Genomic DNA, 18,854 nt, shown 5'->3' with positions numbered 1-18,854 from the left:
ATTTTGGGGCATAATCTAATGGTTTACATTTGTTAAAAGAATGAGCCTCTAGTAATAACTTAGCCATTCTTAAACTCTTACTAATACCCTACTTGCTCTTGAACTTAGATGCGTGTGACAAACTAATGTACTTAACGATAACAGTTCTAGCTACCAGGTTTTATTGGTTTACTTGTTGAACTATTCCAACTAAAGTATTCAAGTCTATTACTAGAATCTCTGTTTTTTAACAATTTGGTTAGTCTTGAGCATCGCACTCATAAACTAATAAATAGGCATTGTAATTCAGAGTATTTATAATCTTATAACTAGAAAAAATAGATTGGGCAAGCCCCATAAATCCACCATTTAAGACTTGATAGACAAAATGATTTTCGGGATGGATAGTAGCAATATCTAACTCATATTCCGATTCAATTGAACGTAAATCCAGTCCTTCATCAATCAATCTTAAAGCAACAAAATCTTCACATTTTATTAGCTTATCACTAATTTTAAAATAGAGTTCACCATCATTGGTTAAACTAGCTTCTAAATAATACAAACCACTCTTGATATTTTCTACTTCACTTATTTTCAAAGGAAGGCCAGAGATTTTTTGCACTTCAGTAGGCGTTTTTTTCAATTTAAATGTCAAGGAAACATTTATGAGTATTTCCATCATACCTTTATTAGAAAGGAAAACATAATGATTAAAATCATCAGCTGACCATATACCACAAGATCGATAACTAACTTCTTTCGATAATTTACTATCAAAAACTTGGTAGATTCCATAGCCATCAAGTTCATATTCTTTATTATATAGTTCACTATACTTTTTACTAACAAACGATAGATACTTAATATAATTAACTGATAAATTGAATGTCTGGGGTACCATCAAATATCTGAACGATATCTGCCTCTTGAGTTTCATGAGCAATCTGAAAGGCAAAATCCATGTACTCTGAAGAAATTATATCTGTAAATAATTTAATAACCCTACACACTATCATACCTCAATATCTCATTTTTATATCTCAATCGTCAATTTTGCTATTTTATCTGATACTTTAGAACCTAAATCAGTTCTCTGACTATCATAATAGCTTGTGCATCAATTGTCAAGTTTATTTCGCTCTCAGACTTCTTCTTTATAGAAAAAATTCTAAGCTATGATTAATCCAGAGTTATGTAATACTAGTATTGCTATAGAGAACTCAAAATTATATTAAGGATGAGTGGATGAAGTAAAACTTCAACATCCTACTGAGATAATTTCTGACCAGTAATTGTATCTAAGAAATACAGTCTCTCATCTTCGTAAATAATTGTAAGTTCTGTTCCAATAGGCATATTAAAAATTGATAATACTGCAGGTTCTATTTCAACAATTGTACTCCAGTCACATATCGACATATTTTCAGCATGTGATAGATATTCTTCTGTATCTATTTCGGATAAAAAACGCCATCCGTTATCTAACTCATCCACACTGTCCTCCCGTAGTATCCATTTTATATGTGCCTTATTTTCTAAAATATTATTCGATACTATTGAAGCACCTAATCCCATTCCTATTTTACTCACATTTGTCACCTCTATTTGTTTTAGTTAGTTCTCCACTTGAATTAGATAAGGTAAACAACTCAGATCCAAACCCCTATATATTCTATATATGATAAAAAAACCGAAGCGCAAGCTCCGGTTTTCATTTTTTATGGAAACTCTATTATTTAAGAGTAACTGAAGCTCCAGCTTCTTCCAATTTAGCTTTAAGTTCTTCAGCTTCTGCTGCTGCAACACCTTCTTTAACAAGTGCTGGTGCACCATCAACAAGTTCTTTAGCTTCTTTAAGACCAAGACCAGTGATTTCACGTACAACTTTGATAACGCCGACTTTTTTGTCTCCTGCTGCTGTCAATTCAACGTCAAATGAATCTTTAGCAGCTTCTTCAGCACCACCAGCAGCAGCTACAGCTACAGGAGCAGCTGCAGTTACACCAAATTCTTCTTCGATAGCTTTTACAAGGTCGTTCAATTCAAGGATTGAAGCTTCTTTAATTTCAGCAATAATGTTTTCAATGTTCAATGCCATTGTTATTTCCTCCAAATAAGTTTTAAAATTAGTTTTTATTTTTTCGTAGCTAGGCTACGCTGCGTAGCTTAAGATTAAGCTGCGTCTTCTTTGCTTTCTGCAACCGCTTTGACTGCAAGAGCAACGTTGCGCACTGGCGCTTGAAGTACAGAAAGGAGCATAGAAAGAAGTCCTTCGCGGTTTGGAAGAGTTGCAAGAGCAACGATTTCTTCTTTTGATGCGACAGCGCCTTCGATTGCACCACCCTTGATTTCAAGTGCGTCAGCAGTTTTAGCAAAGTCGTTCAAGATTTTCGCTGGTGCGATAACATCTTCGTTAGAAAATGCTACTGCAGATGGTCCAACAAAAACAGATGCAAGATCTTCAAGACCAGCTTTTTCAGCTGCACGACGTAAGATTGAGTTTTTGATAACTTTATACTCAACTTCGCTTCCACGAAGCTCACGACGAAGAACTGTATCTTGTTCAACTGTCAAACCACGAGCGTCTACAACGACGATTGATGCAGCAGCTTTCATTTTCTCAGCTACTACGTCAACTAGTTCCGCTTTTTTAGCAATAATTGCTTCACTCATTAGTGTGTTCACCTCCGTAATTATTTTGCTTGGGGAATTTTTCCAAAAGAAAAACGCGCCCAAACCTAGACACGAAAGTACAATACGCTTCTTTTTACATGATACGTTTTGTCCTCGGTAGGATATTTATGAGTCTCGCTCCCCTACTGTCTTAGGCAGTTTTTTCAAACCGCTTATAAGTATAGCACATTGTAAATGATAAAGCAAGAGTTTTTTGCTGATTTTTTAAAAATTTCTTTTCTTTTTATTTCCCTATATAGAAAATTCTAGGTGTTTTAATCTAGATTCCTTAGAGTTGACACCTCATTTTTTAAAATCATGTATAAAATGAACCACAGATGGATCTCAATCTCAAAACTAGAGCTCAAGATAATGACTACTTTTAGTCAATTGAATACCTATCCAAAATTTTGTTAAGATTTCCTAGAAAACTAAACCTTATAGGCTACTCATAGATTCTTTACCATACTTTAACTGAATTTTTCTTTTAATGTAATTTTACCCCTTGACTTGATCAAAAATTTATTGTACTATACATCTGTATATACAGATAAAAAGGAGTTATTATGAACCCACAAAAGAAAACACAATTTATGACTTTTACAGCTCTACTGACCGCTATCGCTATTTTGATTCCTTTGGTCATGCCCTTTAAAATTGTCATTCCTCCCGCTTCCTACACTCTAGGAAGTCACGTTGCTATCTTTATCGCTATGTTTCTTTCTCCCTGGATGGCTATCTTTGTCATTATAGCTTCTAGTTTAGGATTTCTCATGGCTGGGTACCCCATTGTCATCGTACTTCGTGCCTTCTCTCACATCTTCTTTGGGAGTCTTGGTGCTTTCTATCTCCAAAAATATCCTCAAACCTTAGATAATCCTAAAACTTCTTTGATTTTTAACTTTGTACTTGGCTTGGTTCACGCTATTGCTGAAGTATTGGCTTGTATGATTTTTTACGCTAGCACCGGAACTGACCTAAAAAACATGTTCTATGTCTTGTTTGTCTTGGTTGGATTTGGTACTATTATCCATAGTATGGTAGACTATTACTTAGCACTAGCTGTTTATAAAGCATTGAAAAAACGCCGTTAAGCGTTAAGAAAGAAGAATATGACAAAAAATCGAAAAGAAGCACTTCTACAACTCTTAAAAGAAGCTCAAAAACCTCTAAACGGAAAAAGCTTAGCAGAACATTTTCATGTCACTCGCCAGATTATCGTTCAGGACATTGCAGTTCTTCGTGCAGACGGTGCTCCTATCTTATCAACCAATCGTGGCTATATTTATAAAGAGAATAAAACGAATCGTTATGTTCACAAACTGTTTAAAGTCAAGCACGAGATGGAAGAAATCGGTCAAGAACTTCTAGCTATCGTCGATAATGGTGGACGTGTCCAGAATACCTTGATTGATCATCCTGTTTACGGAGAAATTGAAACTCTGCTCAAACTTTCTTGTCGTCGAGACGTTCAGCATTTTTTAGAGCAAGTCGAGAAGTCTGATTTTAGACCACTTTCTGAATTAACAGATGGCGTCCATTATCACCTAGTTGAAGCTGAAAACGAACAAGACCTCCTCTATATCGAGCAAGCCTTAGGCAAGCTCGGTTATTTGGTAAAGGATTAGAATATTTTCTTTTCCCATCCATCTTCTGTTCGGTGACGGTAGAAAAATTCTGACTTATCAGGTGCTTCCATCATCTCCATCAAGAGTAACATATCATAGGCCAGATTCAAGTTTGGAATCTGGTCTTTTTGAACCCAAGAAACTTCTCCTTCATCTGAAGAGCGAAGGGTACCAGAGAACTCAGTCGTCTTATAACAAAAGACAATATAGCGTTCACCCGAATCTAAAGGCCAATTTTTTATACCGACCAGTTGAGGATTTTTAATGGTAAGACCTGTCTCTTCATAGATTTCACGAATGACAGACTCTGTAAAAGCTTCTCCGTTTTCGACATGACCTCCTGGGAAGGCATAGCCAGACCAGCGGTTGCTTTCAGGCGATCGATACTGCATAACCACGCGGTGATTTTCAAGATCTTCTATTAGACAAATATTGGTTAGAATTGCTAATTGTGCTCGAGACATACATAGACTCACTTTCTAATGTTTAATTTTCTACATACTTAACTTTAGACTTCATAATCAAAGGATTAATCAAGTCATGATATTCATGAATTTCATGGAGTAAGAATCCTCTGTTGATTCTGATTTCATTTTTTTCCCTAATCACATAGTAGTCTAAATTGATAGGCATAGATGAATCTGGAACCGTGGATAAAATGAAAAAGATCATAAACCAGATTATAAGAGCAAAGAATCCACTGAGAGCCTGAAAAATCAGGTGATGCCATTGAAAGATTCTAGATTTATAGAAGATAGTCCACGGATGGATAAATAGGGTTAAACAAAGACCAAAGAACCAGAAATTCCACAAGATTGGGGTAAAGGCCAAACCATACTGTCCTAAAATAACATGGACAAACATAAAGGCTAATAAGAATAAGTAAATTATTCTAAAAACGTTTAGATATTTCATCATAATTTAAACTCTATTTCAGTATTATTTAAAGGCGAAAGGGAAATTTCACTTATTTTCTTGAGATTAAAACTCTCTATTTATCGTATATTTAATTTCTGTCTTCATAATTAATGGAGCTACCAAATCATGGTATTCATAATAGCGATGAATAAAGAATCCTTTATCAATGAGAATTTCATTATTTTCAACTTTATAATCTAAATTTATCGGAATAATAGGATGATCATCCACGGAGCATAAAAAGAAAGTAATTATAAAAATTTGAAAAGCAACATATGTGCTCAATAACTGAAAGATTATGTGGTACCATTTAAATCCTCTCTTTTTATAGTACAGAACCCAGGGGTGAATCAATAAAATAAGACACAAACAAAGGAACCAAAATTTCCATGGACCAGGAGTAAAAGATAAACCAAACAATCCAAGACAACAATGAACAAGAACAAAGGTCAGAAGGATAAGATAGACAATTCTAAACACATTCAGGTATTTGAACATTATTTACCCCTTTTCTTTTCTACATATTTTATCATGAGAGTGGCTAAGGTTGCTAGACAGAAAAAGACTAGATAGGTTGTGATAGGGAACCAAATATAGCGGTGATCTAGGGATAAGAGAGAAGGTAAAATCCCTTTACTATTTTTCCCACCAACTCCTAAAAATAGATGGACTATCAAACCAATACTATTAAGATAGATAAATAATTCTGCATATCTTTGTATTGTCATTCTTGTCCTTGACAAGTCTAAGAACCAATAGTCAAATAATCTATAGACCAGACAAAAGAGATTTATATATATTGGAAAACTATAGTTGATATCTCTGTATGGCTCAGGAATAGGAAGGCTTTTGAAAATTAGAGTCACACCTAAGCCTATTCCTAAAAAAAGACCAAGGACCAGGAAGAAGCCTAAAAATTTATGAGAATCTAGCCAAAACTGAAAATTTTCTTTCCTTGATAAATTCTTTTTTGTGTTTGATTTTCTTTTATGTTTTTTCATTCGAGTAAATCTTCCCGTTTTCTTTTCAATATACTTGGAAATTATAATTGTCACAATAGGCACTAGAAAGAAAATGAAATAAGTAACTAGGGGAAACCAGATATAGCGATAGTCTAATGCCCATATCGGAAGTAATCATCTTCCTGTTTTAGAGGTCATCCCAATCGTTAACTGTAATACACAAGCAATGCCGTTAGGATATAAAAACACTTCTGCAAAATTTCGCAAGGAAATCCAGTCTTTCCTAAAAGGTACGAAGGGAAAGTATGATAAGATGCATTCACCAAAAGAACGATATTTAAATAAAGTGGAAAACTATAATGCAGTTTCCGATAGGGACTTGGAATAATGGTTGTTCCGTACAATAGATATAATATTCCTAGAGCAGAAAAGAACAGAATGCTTGCATCAAGGATCCAGTCAATTGTTGAATGTTGTACAAATCACAGATTCATGCGGTCTAGTAGACCAAGCTTTCGCTTTGATTTCTGGTGTTTTTTTAATGTTTTCTGTCTCTTACTTTTTTGTTTCATGATAGTTTCTTCACTTCTGCTGCTACTTTTTGGAGATGCTTTTCACGCATACTATCGGTATTCACAGCTCGTCCAACTTCACCTAGTATGCACACGCGCTTGGTTTTAATCCCACAGTGATTCAAGACAGCATTTTTCAAAACAGAGATCCCATAACTATCTGGAATGTTGATAGGACCTGAAAAGATTTTGTACCACCAAGTAGGCGCCATAGAGGTTGCATAAATACTTGCTGTTTTCCCTTTTAATAACTTTTTAAACTGCTTGCCTCTGAGGTAATTCCAGATAAAACTTCCCTGGTCATTGGCAGAGTAGGCAATTCCAGGTGTGAAGACACGATCAATCCAGCCTTTCATGAGGCTAGGCATACTACTCCACCAGATAGGATAAATAAAGATGAAATGATCTGCCCATTGGATTAATTCCTGAGAACGAAGGATAAAGGAATCTTCCTCCATCCGCTTTCGATAGCCGTAGCGTAGAACAGGATCAAAGTCCTCTTCATTAAGGCTGATGACTTCAAGCTCATGGTTCCTTGAATCAATATTTTCTACAATGGTTTGAAAAATGGCTTGACAGTAACTTTCCTTATCAGGGTGTCCATTGATGACTAGAATTTTCATTCATCTTCTCCTTCATCTCTTTGTTTCATTCTATCTATTTCACTTTTTAGACTTGATTAGTTGATAACGGTTCAAAGATTGATAGATACTTCTTTTAGGAATTTTTATTTGAAGAACACATCATCCTCAATTCCTTAACAGGTTTTCCAAGTTTAAGTATTTTTTCTTGGCCATCAAAAGTAAAACCCATTTTTTGATAGAAAGCAATGGCTCGCTTATTATCTTTCAATACCCATAAATAAATTTCAGAGAAATGATCGAGAGCAACAAATGCAGCATGCATTAACTGTTCACTCACACCTTTTCCATAGTAATCTTTTAAAACATATAAGGCTATGATTTCACCAGCTTGAATGGCCACATCACGAAAATTTCCATAGCTGATAAATCCAACGACCTGCTTTCCATCCATAGCAATCAAGGTATTTTCTGGATATTTTTGACCAAAGAATCGACATCTTTCTAATGTCATCGTCTCCTGAAATTTCTCGGGTAAAAGATCGTCATAAGCCTCTCTCCACGTTTGCCAATGAACGAGGGATTTCCCTTCTATCTCTTCAGGAGTTTCCATTGTTTTAATGATAATCTTCATTCGCTTTATCCTATCTAGTCCAACGCCTTGACTTCCAACATCATATCACGAATCTGAGCAGCCAGTTCAAAGTCAAGCACTTCGACGGCTTCCTGCATTTGTTTTTCTAGTTTCTTGACCAATTCTTTGCGTTCTTGTTTGTTAAGGCTATTGATGTCGACTTCCTTGTTCTCTTCTTTAGCCACAACTTTTGTGACAGAGATAAGGTCACGGATTTCCTTCTTAATAGTTTGTGGCACAATACCATGTTCTTCATTATAAGCCATCTGGATTTTCCGACGGCGGGCCGTTTCATCAATAGCACGTTGCATAGACTGAGTCACAGTGTCCGCATACATGATGACATGCCCTTCGCTGTTACGAGCAGCACGTCCAATGGTCTGGATTAAGCCACGTTCGTTACGAAGGAAACCTTCCTTATCAGCATCAAGAATAGCAACTAAACTAACTTCTGGAACGTCAATTCCTTCACGAAGGAGGTTAATCCCAACTAAGACATCAAAGACACCCAAGCGCAGGTCACGGATAATCTCCGTACGCTCTAAAGTCTTGATATCCGAGTGCATGTATTTGACCTTGATACCCATTTCTTTGAAGTAGTCAGTCAAATCTTCAGCCATTTTCTTGGTCAAAGTTGTAATAAAGGTACGTTCATTCTTTTCAACACGGGCATTGATTTCTCCTAAGAGGTCATCAATTTGTCCCATAGTCGGACGGACTTCCACCTCAGGATCCAAAAGCCCTGTCGGACGAATGATTTGCTCAATCACTGTCTCAGTCTGCTCGTGTTCATAATCTCCAGGTGTCGCTGAAACGTAAACAATCTGATGTACATGACTTTCAAACTCTTCACGACGAAGGGGACGATTGTCCAAGGCAGACGGCAAACGGAAACCGTAATTAACCAACATTTCCTTACGCGAACGGTCACCATTGTACATTCCCTTGATTTGCCCCATGGTCATGTGGCTCTCATCAATCATGATTAAGAAATCATCTGGAAAGAAATCGAGAAGAGTATAAGGTGGCTCTCCTTCGCTGCGTCCATCCATATGACGTGAGTAGTTTTCAACGCCATTTGTATAGCCCATCTCACGGAGCATTTCGATATCGTACTCTGTACGTTGTTTCAAACGTTGAGCTTCAAGGAGCTTACCTTCCTTTTCAAAGATAGCTAACTGCTCCTCCAACTCGGCCTCAATCTTGGCAATAGCTACTTCCATGTGGTCATCATTGGTCACAAAGTGAGTCGCTGGGAAAATCGCCAAATGATCCACTTCGCCGAGAACTTGACCAGTTAGAGCTTCAACTTCACGGATACGGTCAATCTCATCACCGAAAAACTCAACACGAAAGGCATGCTCATCACGAGAGGCTGGGAAAATCTCCACCACATCTCCACGGACACGGAATCTTCCCCGTTGGAAATCAATATCATTACGTTCAAACTGGATATCCACCAAATCATTGAGCAGTTTATCTCGAGAAATCTCAAGACCCGGACGCAGACTTACCACACTATCAGCGTATTCCTTAGGCGAACCCAATCCATAGATACAAGAAACAGATGCAACAATGATAACATCGTTACGCTCTAAGAGCGCTGATGTAGCGGAATGACGAAGTTTATCAATCTCATCGTTGACTGAACTATCTTTTTCAATGTAGGTATCGCTCGATGGCACGTAGGCTTCTGGCTGGTAGTAATCGTAATAGGACACGAAGTATTCGACGGCATTCTCAGGGAAAAATTCCTTAAACTCCCCGTAGAGCTGGCCTGCTAGAGTCTTATTGTGGGCAATGACTAGGGTTGGTTTATTAACTTTGGAAATCACCTGACTCATGGTATAGGTTTTCCCTGTACCAGTCGCCCCCATCAGGATTTGAGCCTTTTCTCCACCCTCGATGTTATCCACCAACTGCTCAATGGCTTGCGGTTGGTCTCCAGATGGTTGGTATTTAGAAACGAGTTTAAATTTGTTGTCTGTAATTCGATTTATCATAAAAGCCTCATTCACATATTCTATCCTTCTATTTTACCATAAAAAGTACGGACTGACTGCTTCTCAACTTTTGAACAGTTCTAAAACAATGTTATATCTTCTTACATAAAAATACTAAATATTTGCCAACTTTTTTAGTTTCTGCTATAATGGGTAAATATTCTGAAAAGGAGACTAAACATGAAGAAAAAAATCCTAGCATTTTTACTAATTTTGTTACCTATTTTTACTCTTGGAGTAGCAAAATCTGACACTACAAAATCTAAGTATGTCATCGCGAGTGATTCATCATTCGCACCATTTGTCTTCCAAAACTCAAGTAACCAGTACACTGGTATCGATATGGACTTGATCAAGGCTATTGCTGAAAACCAAGGTTTTGAAATTGAAATCACCAACCCAGGTTTTGACGCTGCTATTAACGCTGTCCAATCTGGACAAGCTGACGGTATCATTGCCGGTATGTCTGTTACGGATGCTCGTAAATCTACCTTTGACTTCTCTGATTCCTACTACACTGCTAATACCATTCTCGGTGTTAAAGAGTCAAGCACGATTGCATCTTATGAGGACCTCAAGGATAGGACCGTTGGTGTGAAAAACGGGACGGCTTCTCAAACCTTCCTTACGGAGAACCAAAGCAAATACGGTTACAAGATTAAAACTTTTGCAGATGGTGCATCAATGTATGACAGCCTCAACACTGGTGCAATTGATGCCGTCATGGATGACGAACCAGTGCTTAAATATTCTATCAGCCAAGGTCAAAAATTAAAAACACCTATCGAAGGAACTCCGATTGGAGAAACTGCCTTTGCAGTTAAAAAGGGAAGTAATCCTGAATTGATCGAAATGTTTAATAAGGGACTTGCCGACCTCAAAGCTAATGGAGAATTCCAAAAAATTCTTGACAAATACCTAGCCAGTGATGCAAGTACAACTACTTCAACCGTTGACGAAACTACTATCTGGGGCTTACTCCAAAACAACTACAAGCAACTCCTAAGTGGACTTGGAATTACACTTGCCTTAGCCCTTATCTCGTTTGCGATTGCGATCGTGATTGGGATTATCTTTGGTATGTTCAGCGTTAGTCCTTATAAATCACTTCGCCTTCTATCAGAGATCTTTGTTGATGTGATTCGTGGTATTCCATTGATGATTCTTGCTGCCTTTATCTTCTGGGGAGTTCCTAACTTTATCGAATCTCTTACAGGTCAACAAAGTCCAATCAACGACTTTGTCGCTGGTACAATCGCCCTGTCCCTAAACTCAGCTGCCTACATCGCTGAAATTGTTCGTGGTGGTATTAAAGCTGTTCCTATCGGACAAATGGAAGCTAGTCGAAGTCTTGGAATCTCATACAGTAAAACCATGCGTAAGATTGTCTTGCCACAAGCAACCAAACTCATGCTTCCAAACTTTGTCAACCAATTTGTTATCGCACTTAAAGATACAACGATCGTATCTGCAATCGGGCTAGTAGAACTCTTCCAGACTGGTAAGATTATCATCGCCCGTAACTACCAAAGTTTCAAAATGTATGCAATTCTCGCAGTCTTCTATCTTGTGATTATCACTCTTCTTACTAGACTTGCAAAACGCTTAGAAAAGAGGATTCAATAATGGCTAAATTAAAAATCGATGTTGATAATTTACATAAACAATATGGTAAAAACAAAGTCCTTAAAGGAATCTCAGCAAAATTCTACGAAGGAGATGTTGTTTGTATCATTGGACCTTCTGGTTCAGGTAAATCAACTTTCTTGCGTAGCTTGAATCTCCTTGAGGAAGGTACAAAAGGTCATATCACGGTTAATGGTTATGATTTGACAGATAAAGCAACCAACGTGGACCATGTTCGTGAAAATATCGGTATGGTGTTCCAGCACTTCAATCTTTTCCCACACATGACGGTATTAGAAAATATCACTTTCGCTCCAGTAGAGCATAAGTTGATGACTAAGGCTGAAGCTGAAAAATTGGGAATGGAACTCCTTGAAAAAGTTGGATTGGCTGATAAGGCTAATGCAAATCCTGAAAGTCTATCAGGTGGACAAAAACAACGTGTGGCTATCGCTCGCGGTCTAGCCATGAACCCTGATATCATGCTCTTTGACGAACCAACTTCTGCCCTTGACCCTGAGATGGTCGGCGACGTTCTTAACGTTATGAAGGAATTGGCTGAACAAGGCATGACTATGATCATCGTAACCCACGAAATGGGATTTGCCCGCAAGGTTGCCAATCGTGTGATCTTTACTGCTGACGGTGAATTCCTCGAGGACGGAACACCCGACCAAATCTTTGATAACCCACAACATCCACGGCTTAAAGAATTTTTAGACAAGGTTCTAAACGCCTAGAGGCAGGGCTAAAAGTCTTTATTATCAAAAAAACGCATTGTATCAGGTGTTAAAAGCTTGATATCATGCGTTTTATTGTAGAAAGATTTACTTCGGTTTCTCCTAATACTCAATGAAAATCAAAGAGCAAACTAGGAAGCTAGCCGAAGGCTGTACTTGAGTACGGTAAGGCGACGCTGACGTGGTTTGAAGAGATTTTCGAAGAGTATGAAATTGAGTTTTGCCTAACCTCTTAGTATAGACGTATTGGATTTTTGGATTTTTTAGAAAATTATGATAAAATAAAGGATATGAAAAATGGGGACTCCTCATGCCTAGTTTAACTAGGAAACAAAATAGAAATTAGGTAGCTAGATGTCATCAAAAGTTATTGTTACAATTTTCGGTGCAAGTGGGGATTTGGCCAAACGTAAGCTCTACCCTTCACTTTTTAGACTTTATAAATCAGGTAATCTTTCTGATCATTTTGCTGTTATTGGAACTGCTCGTAGACCTTGGAGTAAGGAGTATTTCGAATCTGTCGTTGTCGAATCTATTTTAGACTTGGCAGATAGTGTGGAAGAAGCTCAAGCATTTGCGAGTCATTTTTACTATCAAAGTCACGATGTTAATGACACTGAGCACTATATCGAGTTGAGAAAACTGCAGGCAGAGTTAGGTGAAAAATATCAGACTGAGCACAATAAACTCTTCTTCCTCTCAATGGCACCTCAGTTCTTTGGTACCATCGCTAAACACCTCAAATCAGAGCAAATTGTTGATGGTAAAGGCTTTGAACGTTTGATCGTTGAGAAACCTTTTGGAACCGACTATGAGACTGCAAGCAAATTAAACGAAGAACTCCTAGCTACTTTTAACGAAGAGCAAATCTATCGTATCGACCACTATCTTGGCAAGGAAATGATTCAAAGCATATTTGCCATTCGTTTTGCTAATATGATTTTTGAAAATGTTTGGAATCGTGAACACATTGATAATGTTCAAATTACCTTTGCAGAACGTCTAGGTGTTGAAGAACGTGGAGGCTACTATGATGAGTCAGGTGCCCTTCGTGACATGGTGCAAAACCATACACTGCAGCTTCTCTCCCTCCTTGCTATGGACAAGCCTGCTAGCTTTACAAAGGATGATATTCGCGCAGAGAAAATCAAGGTCTTCAAGAACCTTTACCACCCTACAGACGAGGAACTTAAAGAGCACTTCATCCGTGGTCAATATCGTTCTGGTAAAGTTGATGGCATGAAATACATCTCTTACCGTAGCGAACCAAATGTCAATCCAGAATCAATGACAGAAACCTTTGCTTCAGGTGCCTTCTTTGTAAATACTGATCGCTTCCGTGATGTACCTTTCTTCTTCCGTACAGGGAAACGCCTAACAGAAAAAGGAACACATGTGAACATTGTTTTCAAGCAAATGGATTCCATTTTCGGAGAACCACTAGCACCGAATGTGCTTACTATCTACATCCAACCAACTGAAGGATTCTCTCTCAGTCTTAACGGTAAAAAGGTCGGGGAAGAGTTTAGCCTTGCGCCAAATTCTCTTGACTATCGAACAGATGCAACTGCAACAGGTGCTTCACCAGATCCATATGAAAAACTCATCTATGATGTTTTGAACAATAATTCAACTAACTTTAGCCACTGGGATGAAGTGAGTGCCTCATGGAAATTGATTGACCGTATTGAGAAGCTTTGGGCTGAAAACGGGGCTCCACTTCATGACTACAAGGCTGGTAGCATGGGACCTCAAGCTAGCTTTGATCTCCTTGAAAAATACGGTGCTGAGTGGACTTGGCAACCAGATATCGCCTATCGTAAAGATGGTCGTTTAGAATAGAAAAAAATATCCTGCAAGAATTCTTGCAGGATATTTTTTTATATCAAACCTTCTAGAAGGCCCTTCATAAAGTTTTCAGAGTTAAACTCACCGATATCATCGATTTTTTCACCAAAACCAATCAACTTAACAGGAATATTGAGTTCCTCACGGATAGCCAGAACAACACCACCTCGGGCAGTTCCATCAATCTTGGTTAAGACAATTCCTGTAACAGGAGTAATTTTTGAAAACTCTTTGGCTTGTACAAGAGCGTTTTGACCTGTTGAGGCATCCAGAGCTAGGAAGGTTTCATGCGGAGCTTCTGGCACAACACGTTTAATGATACGACCAATTTTTTCCAACTCTGCCATCAAGTTTTCCTTGTTTTGTAAACGGCCAGCTGTATCAATCATCAAAATGTCAACACCTTCTGCTACTGCACGTTCCATCCCATCAAAGACAACACTAGCTGGATCTGCTTTTTCAGGCCCAGTAACCACAGGAACATCTACACGACGGCCCCACTCAGCTAACTGGGCAACTGCACCAGCACGGAATGTATCCGCAGCAACAAGCATGACTTTCTTGCCTGCTTTCTTGTAGCGATGCGCTAATTTACCGATTGAAGTTGTTTTCCCGACACCATTAACACCTACAAAGAGCATGACTGTCAAACCATCTTGGAAGTTAATGCTTTCATTGTATTGTCCATCTTTTTCGTAAAGCTCTACCAATTTTTCGATGATGACACGACGGAGGACATCTGGTTTCTTGGCATTTTCAAGTTTTGCTTCATAGCGCAATTCTTCAGTGAGATTTGAAGCTACCTGTACACCAACGTCACTCATGATGAGCAGTTCTTCAAGTTCTTCAAAAAAATCTTCATCGACTGAGCGGAAATTTGCAAAGAAAGCATTCAAACGGGCACCAAATCCCGTACGAGTTTTCTTGAGACTTCGGTCATATTTTTCCTGTACAGTCTCTTGCACTTGAGGAGTTTCTTCGATTACTTGGTTTGCTTCCTCTTCTTCAGAAGTATCTGACTCCGTCTCGTCTGGTTGAACTTGATCAGCTTCTTCATCGTCGCTATCATTTGAAGGTACTTCTTCGACTGGTGACTCAGGTTCTTCTGCAACAAACTCAACTACTTCTTGAGAGCTGTCTTCAGTTTCTTCAACTTCTGTTGACTCTGACTCTTCCTGACAATAATGACACTCAGTTTCCTCTTCAAACTGAGTTGCTTCTGGTTCAACTGTTTCTAGAGTAGCTTCTGCCTCTGGTTCTGCAGACTCACTAGCTTCTTTAGAATAAGTTTCCTCAACTTCTGAACTTTGGTCGATTTCCTCAGTAGTTTTCACTTCAACTTCTTCAGTTCCAAGTGCTTCAACTTCCTCGCTAGGTTCTGTCAGATCCAAGTTTTCCAAAGCTTCTTTAACGACTTCTTCGATTTTTGGTTCTTCTTTTCTCCCAAATAAACGGTCAAATAATCCCATTCTTTAGTTCTCCTTCAGTACATATTTTTCAATGGCCCAGGCAACAGCTTCCTCGTCATTGGTCATAGGGGTTACTACATTTGCAACTTCCTTGACCTCAGGCACAGCATTTTGCATAGCAACTCCTAGTCCTGCCCATTCAATCATGGAAAGGTCATTAGCCTCATCTCCACAAGCCATCACTTGACTTTGGTCAATTCCTAGATGGTCGATCAATTTAGCTAGTCCAGTAGCCTTATGAACGTTCTTTGGTGACCATTCCAAAAGCATGTCCCGAGATTTAAAAATTTCATAATTGTTAAACAAGTCTGGTGAAATATTAGCAATTGCGGCATCCAGTGGTTCTTGGGCAAAAGCGGTCACACATTTGTTGTAGGTCATCTGACTAGACAAATCTTCAAAGTCAATTGGAACAAAAGTCAGTGCAGGATTAAATTTAGCATACAGACTCTCTTGATCTGATTGGATTTGGTAAACGGTTCCTTCTGAAATGGCATCTAAAGGAATGCCTAGTTTTTCAGTTTCCTCATAAATGCGTGTCACATCATCAATCGAAAAGACTGTCTTATCAAGGATTTCACCCGTATTTTTCTGAACCAATCCACCATTAAAGGTGATAGTATACTCATCATCATGGCCGTCTGTTCCAAGCTCTTTGAGGAAGAAATCCATAGCCTTGAGGGGACGTCCAGTTGTCAGTACCACTTTCACTCCCTGTTCATGCGCAGCCTTTAAAGTTGCCTTAGTACGATCAGTCAATTTCTTGTCTGTCGTCAGCAAAGTCCCATCTAAGTCTAGCGCAATTAATTTAATATCTGCCATTACAATCCCTCCATATAAGCAATAACTGATTGGTCTTTGTGATGTCCGATAACTGTTTCAGCTAGTTCTAAAATCTCTGGACGAGCATTTTCAGGTGCTACCGGGTGCCCTACAACTTGCATCATGTGCAGGTCATTAAGATTATCACCAAAGGCCATCACCTGGTCCATATCTAGATTTAACTTCTTGGCTAATTCGACAATAGCGAATCCCTTGTCAACATGGTCTAAAACAATGTCAATGGATTCAAAGCCTGTCGTCATAGCCTTAACACCAGGCACATGTTCATTGACCCAAGCTTCTCCGGCTTCTACTGTCTCTTCAGTGAAGTTAGTTGTGAATTTGAAAATCTCATCGGTAATATCTTCTAGTCTGGCTACTTTTTTGATATTTTCATTGTAATGATGGCTAAACATGAGATAGGTTTCATCTACAGTATCTAAAACATAACAAGCTTCCTTACCAGTCAAGAGCATCTTCTTCTCATCAAAATAAGGTGAAGTCTTTAGCTTTTCAAATGTTGATAGGTAAAAATCACGAGACATGGTTGCTTCATAGAGGTCTTGTCCATGAAAACGAACGAGACTCCCATTTTCGGCGATAAAAATAATCTCATCTTTGACATCCGCAAAATGTTTCTCTAAGGACAAAAGACCACGTCCTGATGCTACAGCAAAATAGATTCCTCTCTCTTTGTAGGATGAGAGAAGAGCTTTTAAGCGCTCCATATCAAATTGCCCAGCTTCATCCAAAAAAGTCCCGTCCATATCCGTTGCTACTAATTTAATCATAAAATTCTTCATACTCCAATTAATAAATCTACCTTCTATTATACCATAGAAAAAGTAAAAAAAGACGTGCTGAATTGACACGTCTTTGTCTTCTATAAATAATCCCGTAGGGCCAATTTAAAGGCCAGGCTGATTTGCTTACTTTCTTTTATATCCAACCTCTCAACACTTTTCTTCCAAAGTTCTTGATTGAAGTCTATTCTGAGAGTTCATCAGCTATTACGTAAAAATTATCAATCTTTGGCCGAGATACATTTGTAACAATCATAAATAGCATATAGTTCTTGACATATAATCTTGCATATGAAAAAATACTTGTTGGAGGTTAATAATATGACTGAAAAAATCAAAAACTGGGTTAATATTTGCGTTTTGAAAAATCAAGAAATTTTATTACTTAATAGACAGCACGATAATTTTCCTGGTTGGATTCCACCGGGGGGAAAAGTTGAATTCCCTGAAAGTTTTTTTGAAGCTGCATTACGGGAACTTAAGGAAGAGACTGGACTCACTGCATTAAATCTTGAATTAAAAGGAATTTCAGGCTTTACTAATTCAATTGGTAATGAGAGATTTGTCTTCTATGACTTTTTATGTACTCAGTTTACTGGTGAACTAAGTACATCTGCTGAAGGTGAGCCAAAATGGTGGAATCTAAAAGATATTGATAAAATACCAATGCAAGATGAAATAAGAAAAAGGCTACCACTCTATTTAAGAAAAGGAAGCTTTGAAAGTATTAACTATTGGGATGATAATAAGAAATGCATTAGTGAAAACAAAACAATTTTATTTGACTAATATTCTCTACGGTATAATCAAGGGTATCTAATAAAAATCATCTACTCTAACAACTTTTTCCTTATATCTATAAATAGCTAAAAAGCCTTGGAAACAGCTTATTCCAAGGCTGTCTTTGTATTTTATTGTATCAATTTCCTTATTCCGATTTCAGTTGTGACAAGTTTAATCATATATATTTCCATTCTCCGGTTAAAATTCTATCTTCTATTGGGCTAACTGTTATTAAAAATATAAGCCCTTTTCCACACTTTCCTGAATCAAGTTTTCCGTCAGTTTCCATAATTCTTCTGATTCACTTTTTATGAACTTTTTCTTTTCTAATACCATGTCTGCACTAATATTATCAGGATTATAATTGAATTCTGACACTTCCAAGTGATTAATCAGCGGTACCAAAGCGTCGATAACTCTTGCATATCTTGCTTCAGAACTCTGCCCTTTTTCAAATTCCAACCACAAATTTTTCATATTCAAATATTTCTTTTCTGGAAGGATACTCATTGTTTCTTCTATAGATGCTAGTTCTCTATCATGAGAATGAAGCTTTTTTTCTTCATCAAAAACCCAAGTATCTCCGGCATAAATCTCACCTAAATCATGAATCAATAACATAGGAATTACTTTTTCCATATCCAATTTTTTAGGATAATAATCTTGAAGAACCATCGCAGCTATGGCACCCTGCCAAGAATGCTCGGCACTATTTTCAAATCTGCCATCAAGAGTTCTATTAAATCTTGTCACTGACTTTAATTTCTCTATTTCTTTAATAAAATCAACAGAATGTTTCAAAGTACTCAT

General features: G+C 37.8%; 20 protein-coding genes and 1 other annotated feature. Of the genes, 6 read left to right on the top strand and 14 right to left on the bottom strand.

What is annotated here, in order from left to right; all coding sequences use genetic code 11:
- Window positions 1–238: 238 nt before the first annotated feature.
- The 4 genes from ACORHT_RS04120 to rplJ form a co-directional block, all read right to left on the bottom strand.
- Complete coding sequence (locus tag ACORHT_RS04120) at window positions 239–883, bottom strand: hypothetical protein (RefSeq protein WP_434350707.1); 645 nt, start codon at window positions 881–883, stop codon at window positions 239–241.
- 365 nt (window positions 884–1,248) lie between these two features.
- Window positions 1,249–1,572, bottom strand: a complete 324-nt coding sequence (locus tag ACORHT_RS04115; protein WP_434350706.1) for an immunity protein Imm33 domain-containing protein — start codon at window positions 1,570–1,572, stop codon at window positions 1,249–1,251.
- 142 nt (window positions 1,573–1,714) lie between these two features.
- Window positions 1,715–2,080 (bottom strand): 50S ribosomal protein L7/L12, encoded by a 366-nt coding sequence (rplL, locus tag ACORHT_RS04110; RefSeq protein WP_075229428.1) that lies wholly within the window; start codon window positions 2,078–2,080, stop codon window positions 1,715–1,717.
- A gap of 74 nt (window positions 2,081–2,154) precedes the next feature.
- On the bottom strand, window positions 2,155–2,655 hold the full coding sequence (rplJ, locus tag ACORHT_RS04105; protein ID WP_314043182.1) for a 50S ribosomal protein L10: 501 nt from the start codon (window positions 2,653–2,655) through the stop codon (window positions 2,155–2,157).
- Between the two features lie 38 nt (window positions 2,656–2,693).
- Window positions 2,694–2,829: a sequence feature (ribosomal protein L10 leader region), on the bottom strand.
- Between the two features lie 392 nt (window positions 2,830–3,221).
- Here rplJ and ACORHT_RS04100 point away from each other — a divergent pair.
- Both ACORHT_RS04100 and ACORHT_RS04095 read left to right on the top strand, forming a co-directional pair.
- Window positions 3,222–3,749: an ECF transporter S component gene (locus ACORHT_RS04100; RefSeq protein WP_434350705.1), complete on the top strand. Its 528-nt coding sequence runs from the start codon at window positions 3,222–3,224 to the stop codon at window positions 3,747–3,749.
- Window positions 3,750–3,767: 18 nt separating this feature from the next.
- Window positions 3,768–4,283 (top strand): transcription repressor NadR, encoded by a 516-nt coding sequence (locus ACORHT_RS04095; RefSeq protein WP_434350704.1) that lies wholly within the window; start codon window positions 3,768–3,770, stop codon window positions 4,281–4,283.
- Here ACORHT_RS04095 and ACORHT_RS04090 read toward each other — a convergent pair.
- The 6 genes from ACORHT_RS04090 to uvrB form a co-directional block, all read right to left on the bottom strand.
- Window positions 4,280–4,747, bottom strand: coding sequence for an 8-oxo-dGTP diphosphatase (locus tag ACORHT_RS04090; RefSeq protein ID WP_434350703.1), 468 nt, complete (start codon window positions 4,745–4,747; stop codon window positions 4,280–4,282). The genes ACORHT_RS04095 and ACORHT_RS04090 overlap by 4 nt on opposite strands.
- Window positions 4,748–4,769: 22 nt before the next feature.
- Window positions 4,770–5,201 (bottom strand): hypothetical protein, encoded by a 432-nt coding sequence (locus tag ACORHT_RS04085; RefSeq protein WP_434350702.1) that lies wholly within the window; start codon window positions 5,199–5,201, stop codon window positions 4,770–4,772.
- Window positions 5,202–5,698: 497 nt separating this feature from the next.
- Complete coding sequence (locus tag ACORHT_RS04080; RefSeq protein ID WP_434350701.1) at window positions 5,699–6,202, bottom strand: hypothetical protein; 504 nt, start codon at window positions 6,200–6,202, stop codon at window positions 5,699–5,701.
- 529 nt (window positions 6,203–6,731) lie between these two features.
- The gene (locus ACORHT_RS04075; protein WP_434350700.1) at window positions 6,732–7,358 is read right to left on the bottom strand and encodes an NAD(P)H-dependent oxidoreductase; all 627 of its coding nucleotides are present in this window, start codon (window positions 7,356–7,358) and stop codon (window positions 6,732–6,734) included.
- Between the two features lie 94 nt (window positions 7,359–7,452).
- The gene (locus ACORHT_RS04070; RefSeq protein WP_434350699.1) at window positions 7,453–7,950 is read right to left on the bottom strand and encodes a GNAT family N-acetyltransferase; all 498 of its coding nucleotides are present in this window, start codon (window positions 7,948–7,950) and stop codon (window positions 7,453–7,455) included.
- A gap of 14 nt (window positions 7,951–7,964) precedes the next feature.
- Entirely contained in the window at window positions 7,965–9,953 is a 1,989-nt protein-coding gene (gene uvrB / locus ACORHT_RS04065; RefSeq protein ID WP_434350698.1) for an excinuclease ABC subunit UvrB, read from the bottom strand.
- 180 nt (window positions 9,954–10,133) lie between these two features.
- On the opposite strand from uvrB, the gene ACORHT_RS04060 reads away from it, so the two are divergent.
- The 3 genes from ACORHT_RS04060 to zwf all read left to right on the top strand — a co-directional run bounded on the left by ACORHT_RS04060 (window position 10,134) and on the right by zwf (window position 14,161).
- Window positions 10,134–11,579, top strand: a complete 1,446-nt coding sequence (locus ACORHT_RS04060) for an amino acid ABC transporter substrate-binding protein/permease (RefSeq protein WP_434350697.1) — start codon at window positions 10,134–10,136, stop codon at window positions 11,577–11,579.
- Window positions 11,579–12,319 carry an amino acid ABC transporter ATP-binding protein gene (locus tag ACORHT_RS04055; protein ID WP_001096308.1) on the top strand — a complete coding sequence of 247 codons (741 nt, stop codon included), beginning with the start codon at window positions 11,579–11,581 and terminating at the stop codon, window positions 12,317–12,319. The genes ACORHT_RS04060 and ACORHT_RS04055 overlap by 1 nt, the downstream gene beginning before the upstream one ends.
- Window positions 12,320–12,673: 354 nt before the next feature.
- The gene (gene zwf, locus ACORHT_RS04050) at window positions 12,674–14,161 is read left to right on the top strand and encodes a glucose-6-phosphate dehydrogenase (RefSeq protein ID WP_434350696.1); all 1,488 of its coding nucleotides are present in this window, start codon (window positions 12,674–12,676) and stop codon (window positions 14,159–14,161) included.
- Between the two features lie 38 nt (window positions 14,162–14,199).
- Here the strand turns inward: zwf and ftsY are convergent, their stop codons facing one another.
- Genes ftsY through ACORHT_RS04035 form a run of 3 tightly spaced genes read right to left on the bottom strand, consistent with a single transcriptional unit; the run spans window position 14,200 to window position 17,249 of the window.
- Window positions 14,200–15,636, bottom strand: a complete 1,437-nt coding sequence (ftsY, locus tag ACORHT_RS04045) for a signal recognition particle-docking protein FtsY (protein WP_434350695.1) — start codon at window positions 15,634–15,636, stop codon at window positions 14,200–14,202.
- 3 nt (window positions 15,637–15,639) lie between these two features.
- A complete protein-coding gene (locus ACORHT_RS04040; protein WP_434350694.1) occupies window positions 15,640–16,458 on the bottom strand; it encodes a Cof-type HAD-IIB family hydrolase in 819 nt (272 codons plus the stop codon).
- A complete protein-coding gene (locus ACORHT_RS04035) occupies window positions 16,458–17,249 on the bottom strand; it encodes a Cof-type HAD-IIB family hydrolase (protein WP_434350693.1) in 792 nt (263 codons plus the stop codon). The genes ACORHT_RS04040 and ACORHT_RS04035 overlap by 1 nt, the downstream gene beginning before the upstream one ends.
- A gap of 333 nt (window positions 17,250–17,582) precedes the next feature.
- On the opposite strand from ACORHT_RS04035, the gene ACORHT_RS04030 reads away from it, so the two are divergent.
- Window positions 17,583–18,050 carry an 8-oxo-dGTP diphosphatase gene (locus ACORHT_RS04030; protein WP_000136624.1) on the top strand — a complete coding sequence of 156 codons (468 nt, stop codon included), beginning with the start codon at window positions 17,583–17,585 and terminating at the stop codon, window positions 18,048–18,050.
- Between the two features lie 225 nt (window positions 18,051–18,275).
- On the opposite strand, the gene ACORHT_RS04025 is transcribed toward ACORHT_RS04030, so the two are convergent.
- Window positions 18,276–18,854: an HD domain-containing protein gene (locus tag ACORHT_RS04025; RefSeq protein WP_434350692.1), complete on the bottom strand. Its 579-nt coding sequence runs from the start codon at window positions 18,852–18,854 to the stop codon at window positions 18,276–18,278.

Source organism: Streptococcus sp. KHUD_014 (genome assembly GCF_051106275.1).
Lineage (GTDB): Bacteria > Bacillota > Bacilli > Lactobacillales > Streptococcaceae > Streptococcus.
Note: the sequence above shows the minus strand (reverse complement) of the source record. Positions and strands in the feature narration are given on the sequence as shown.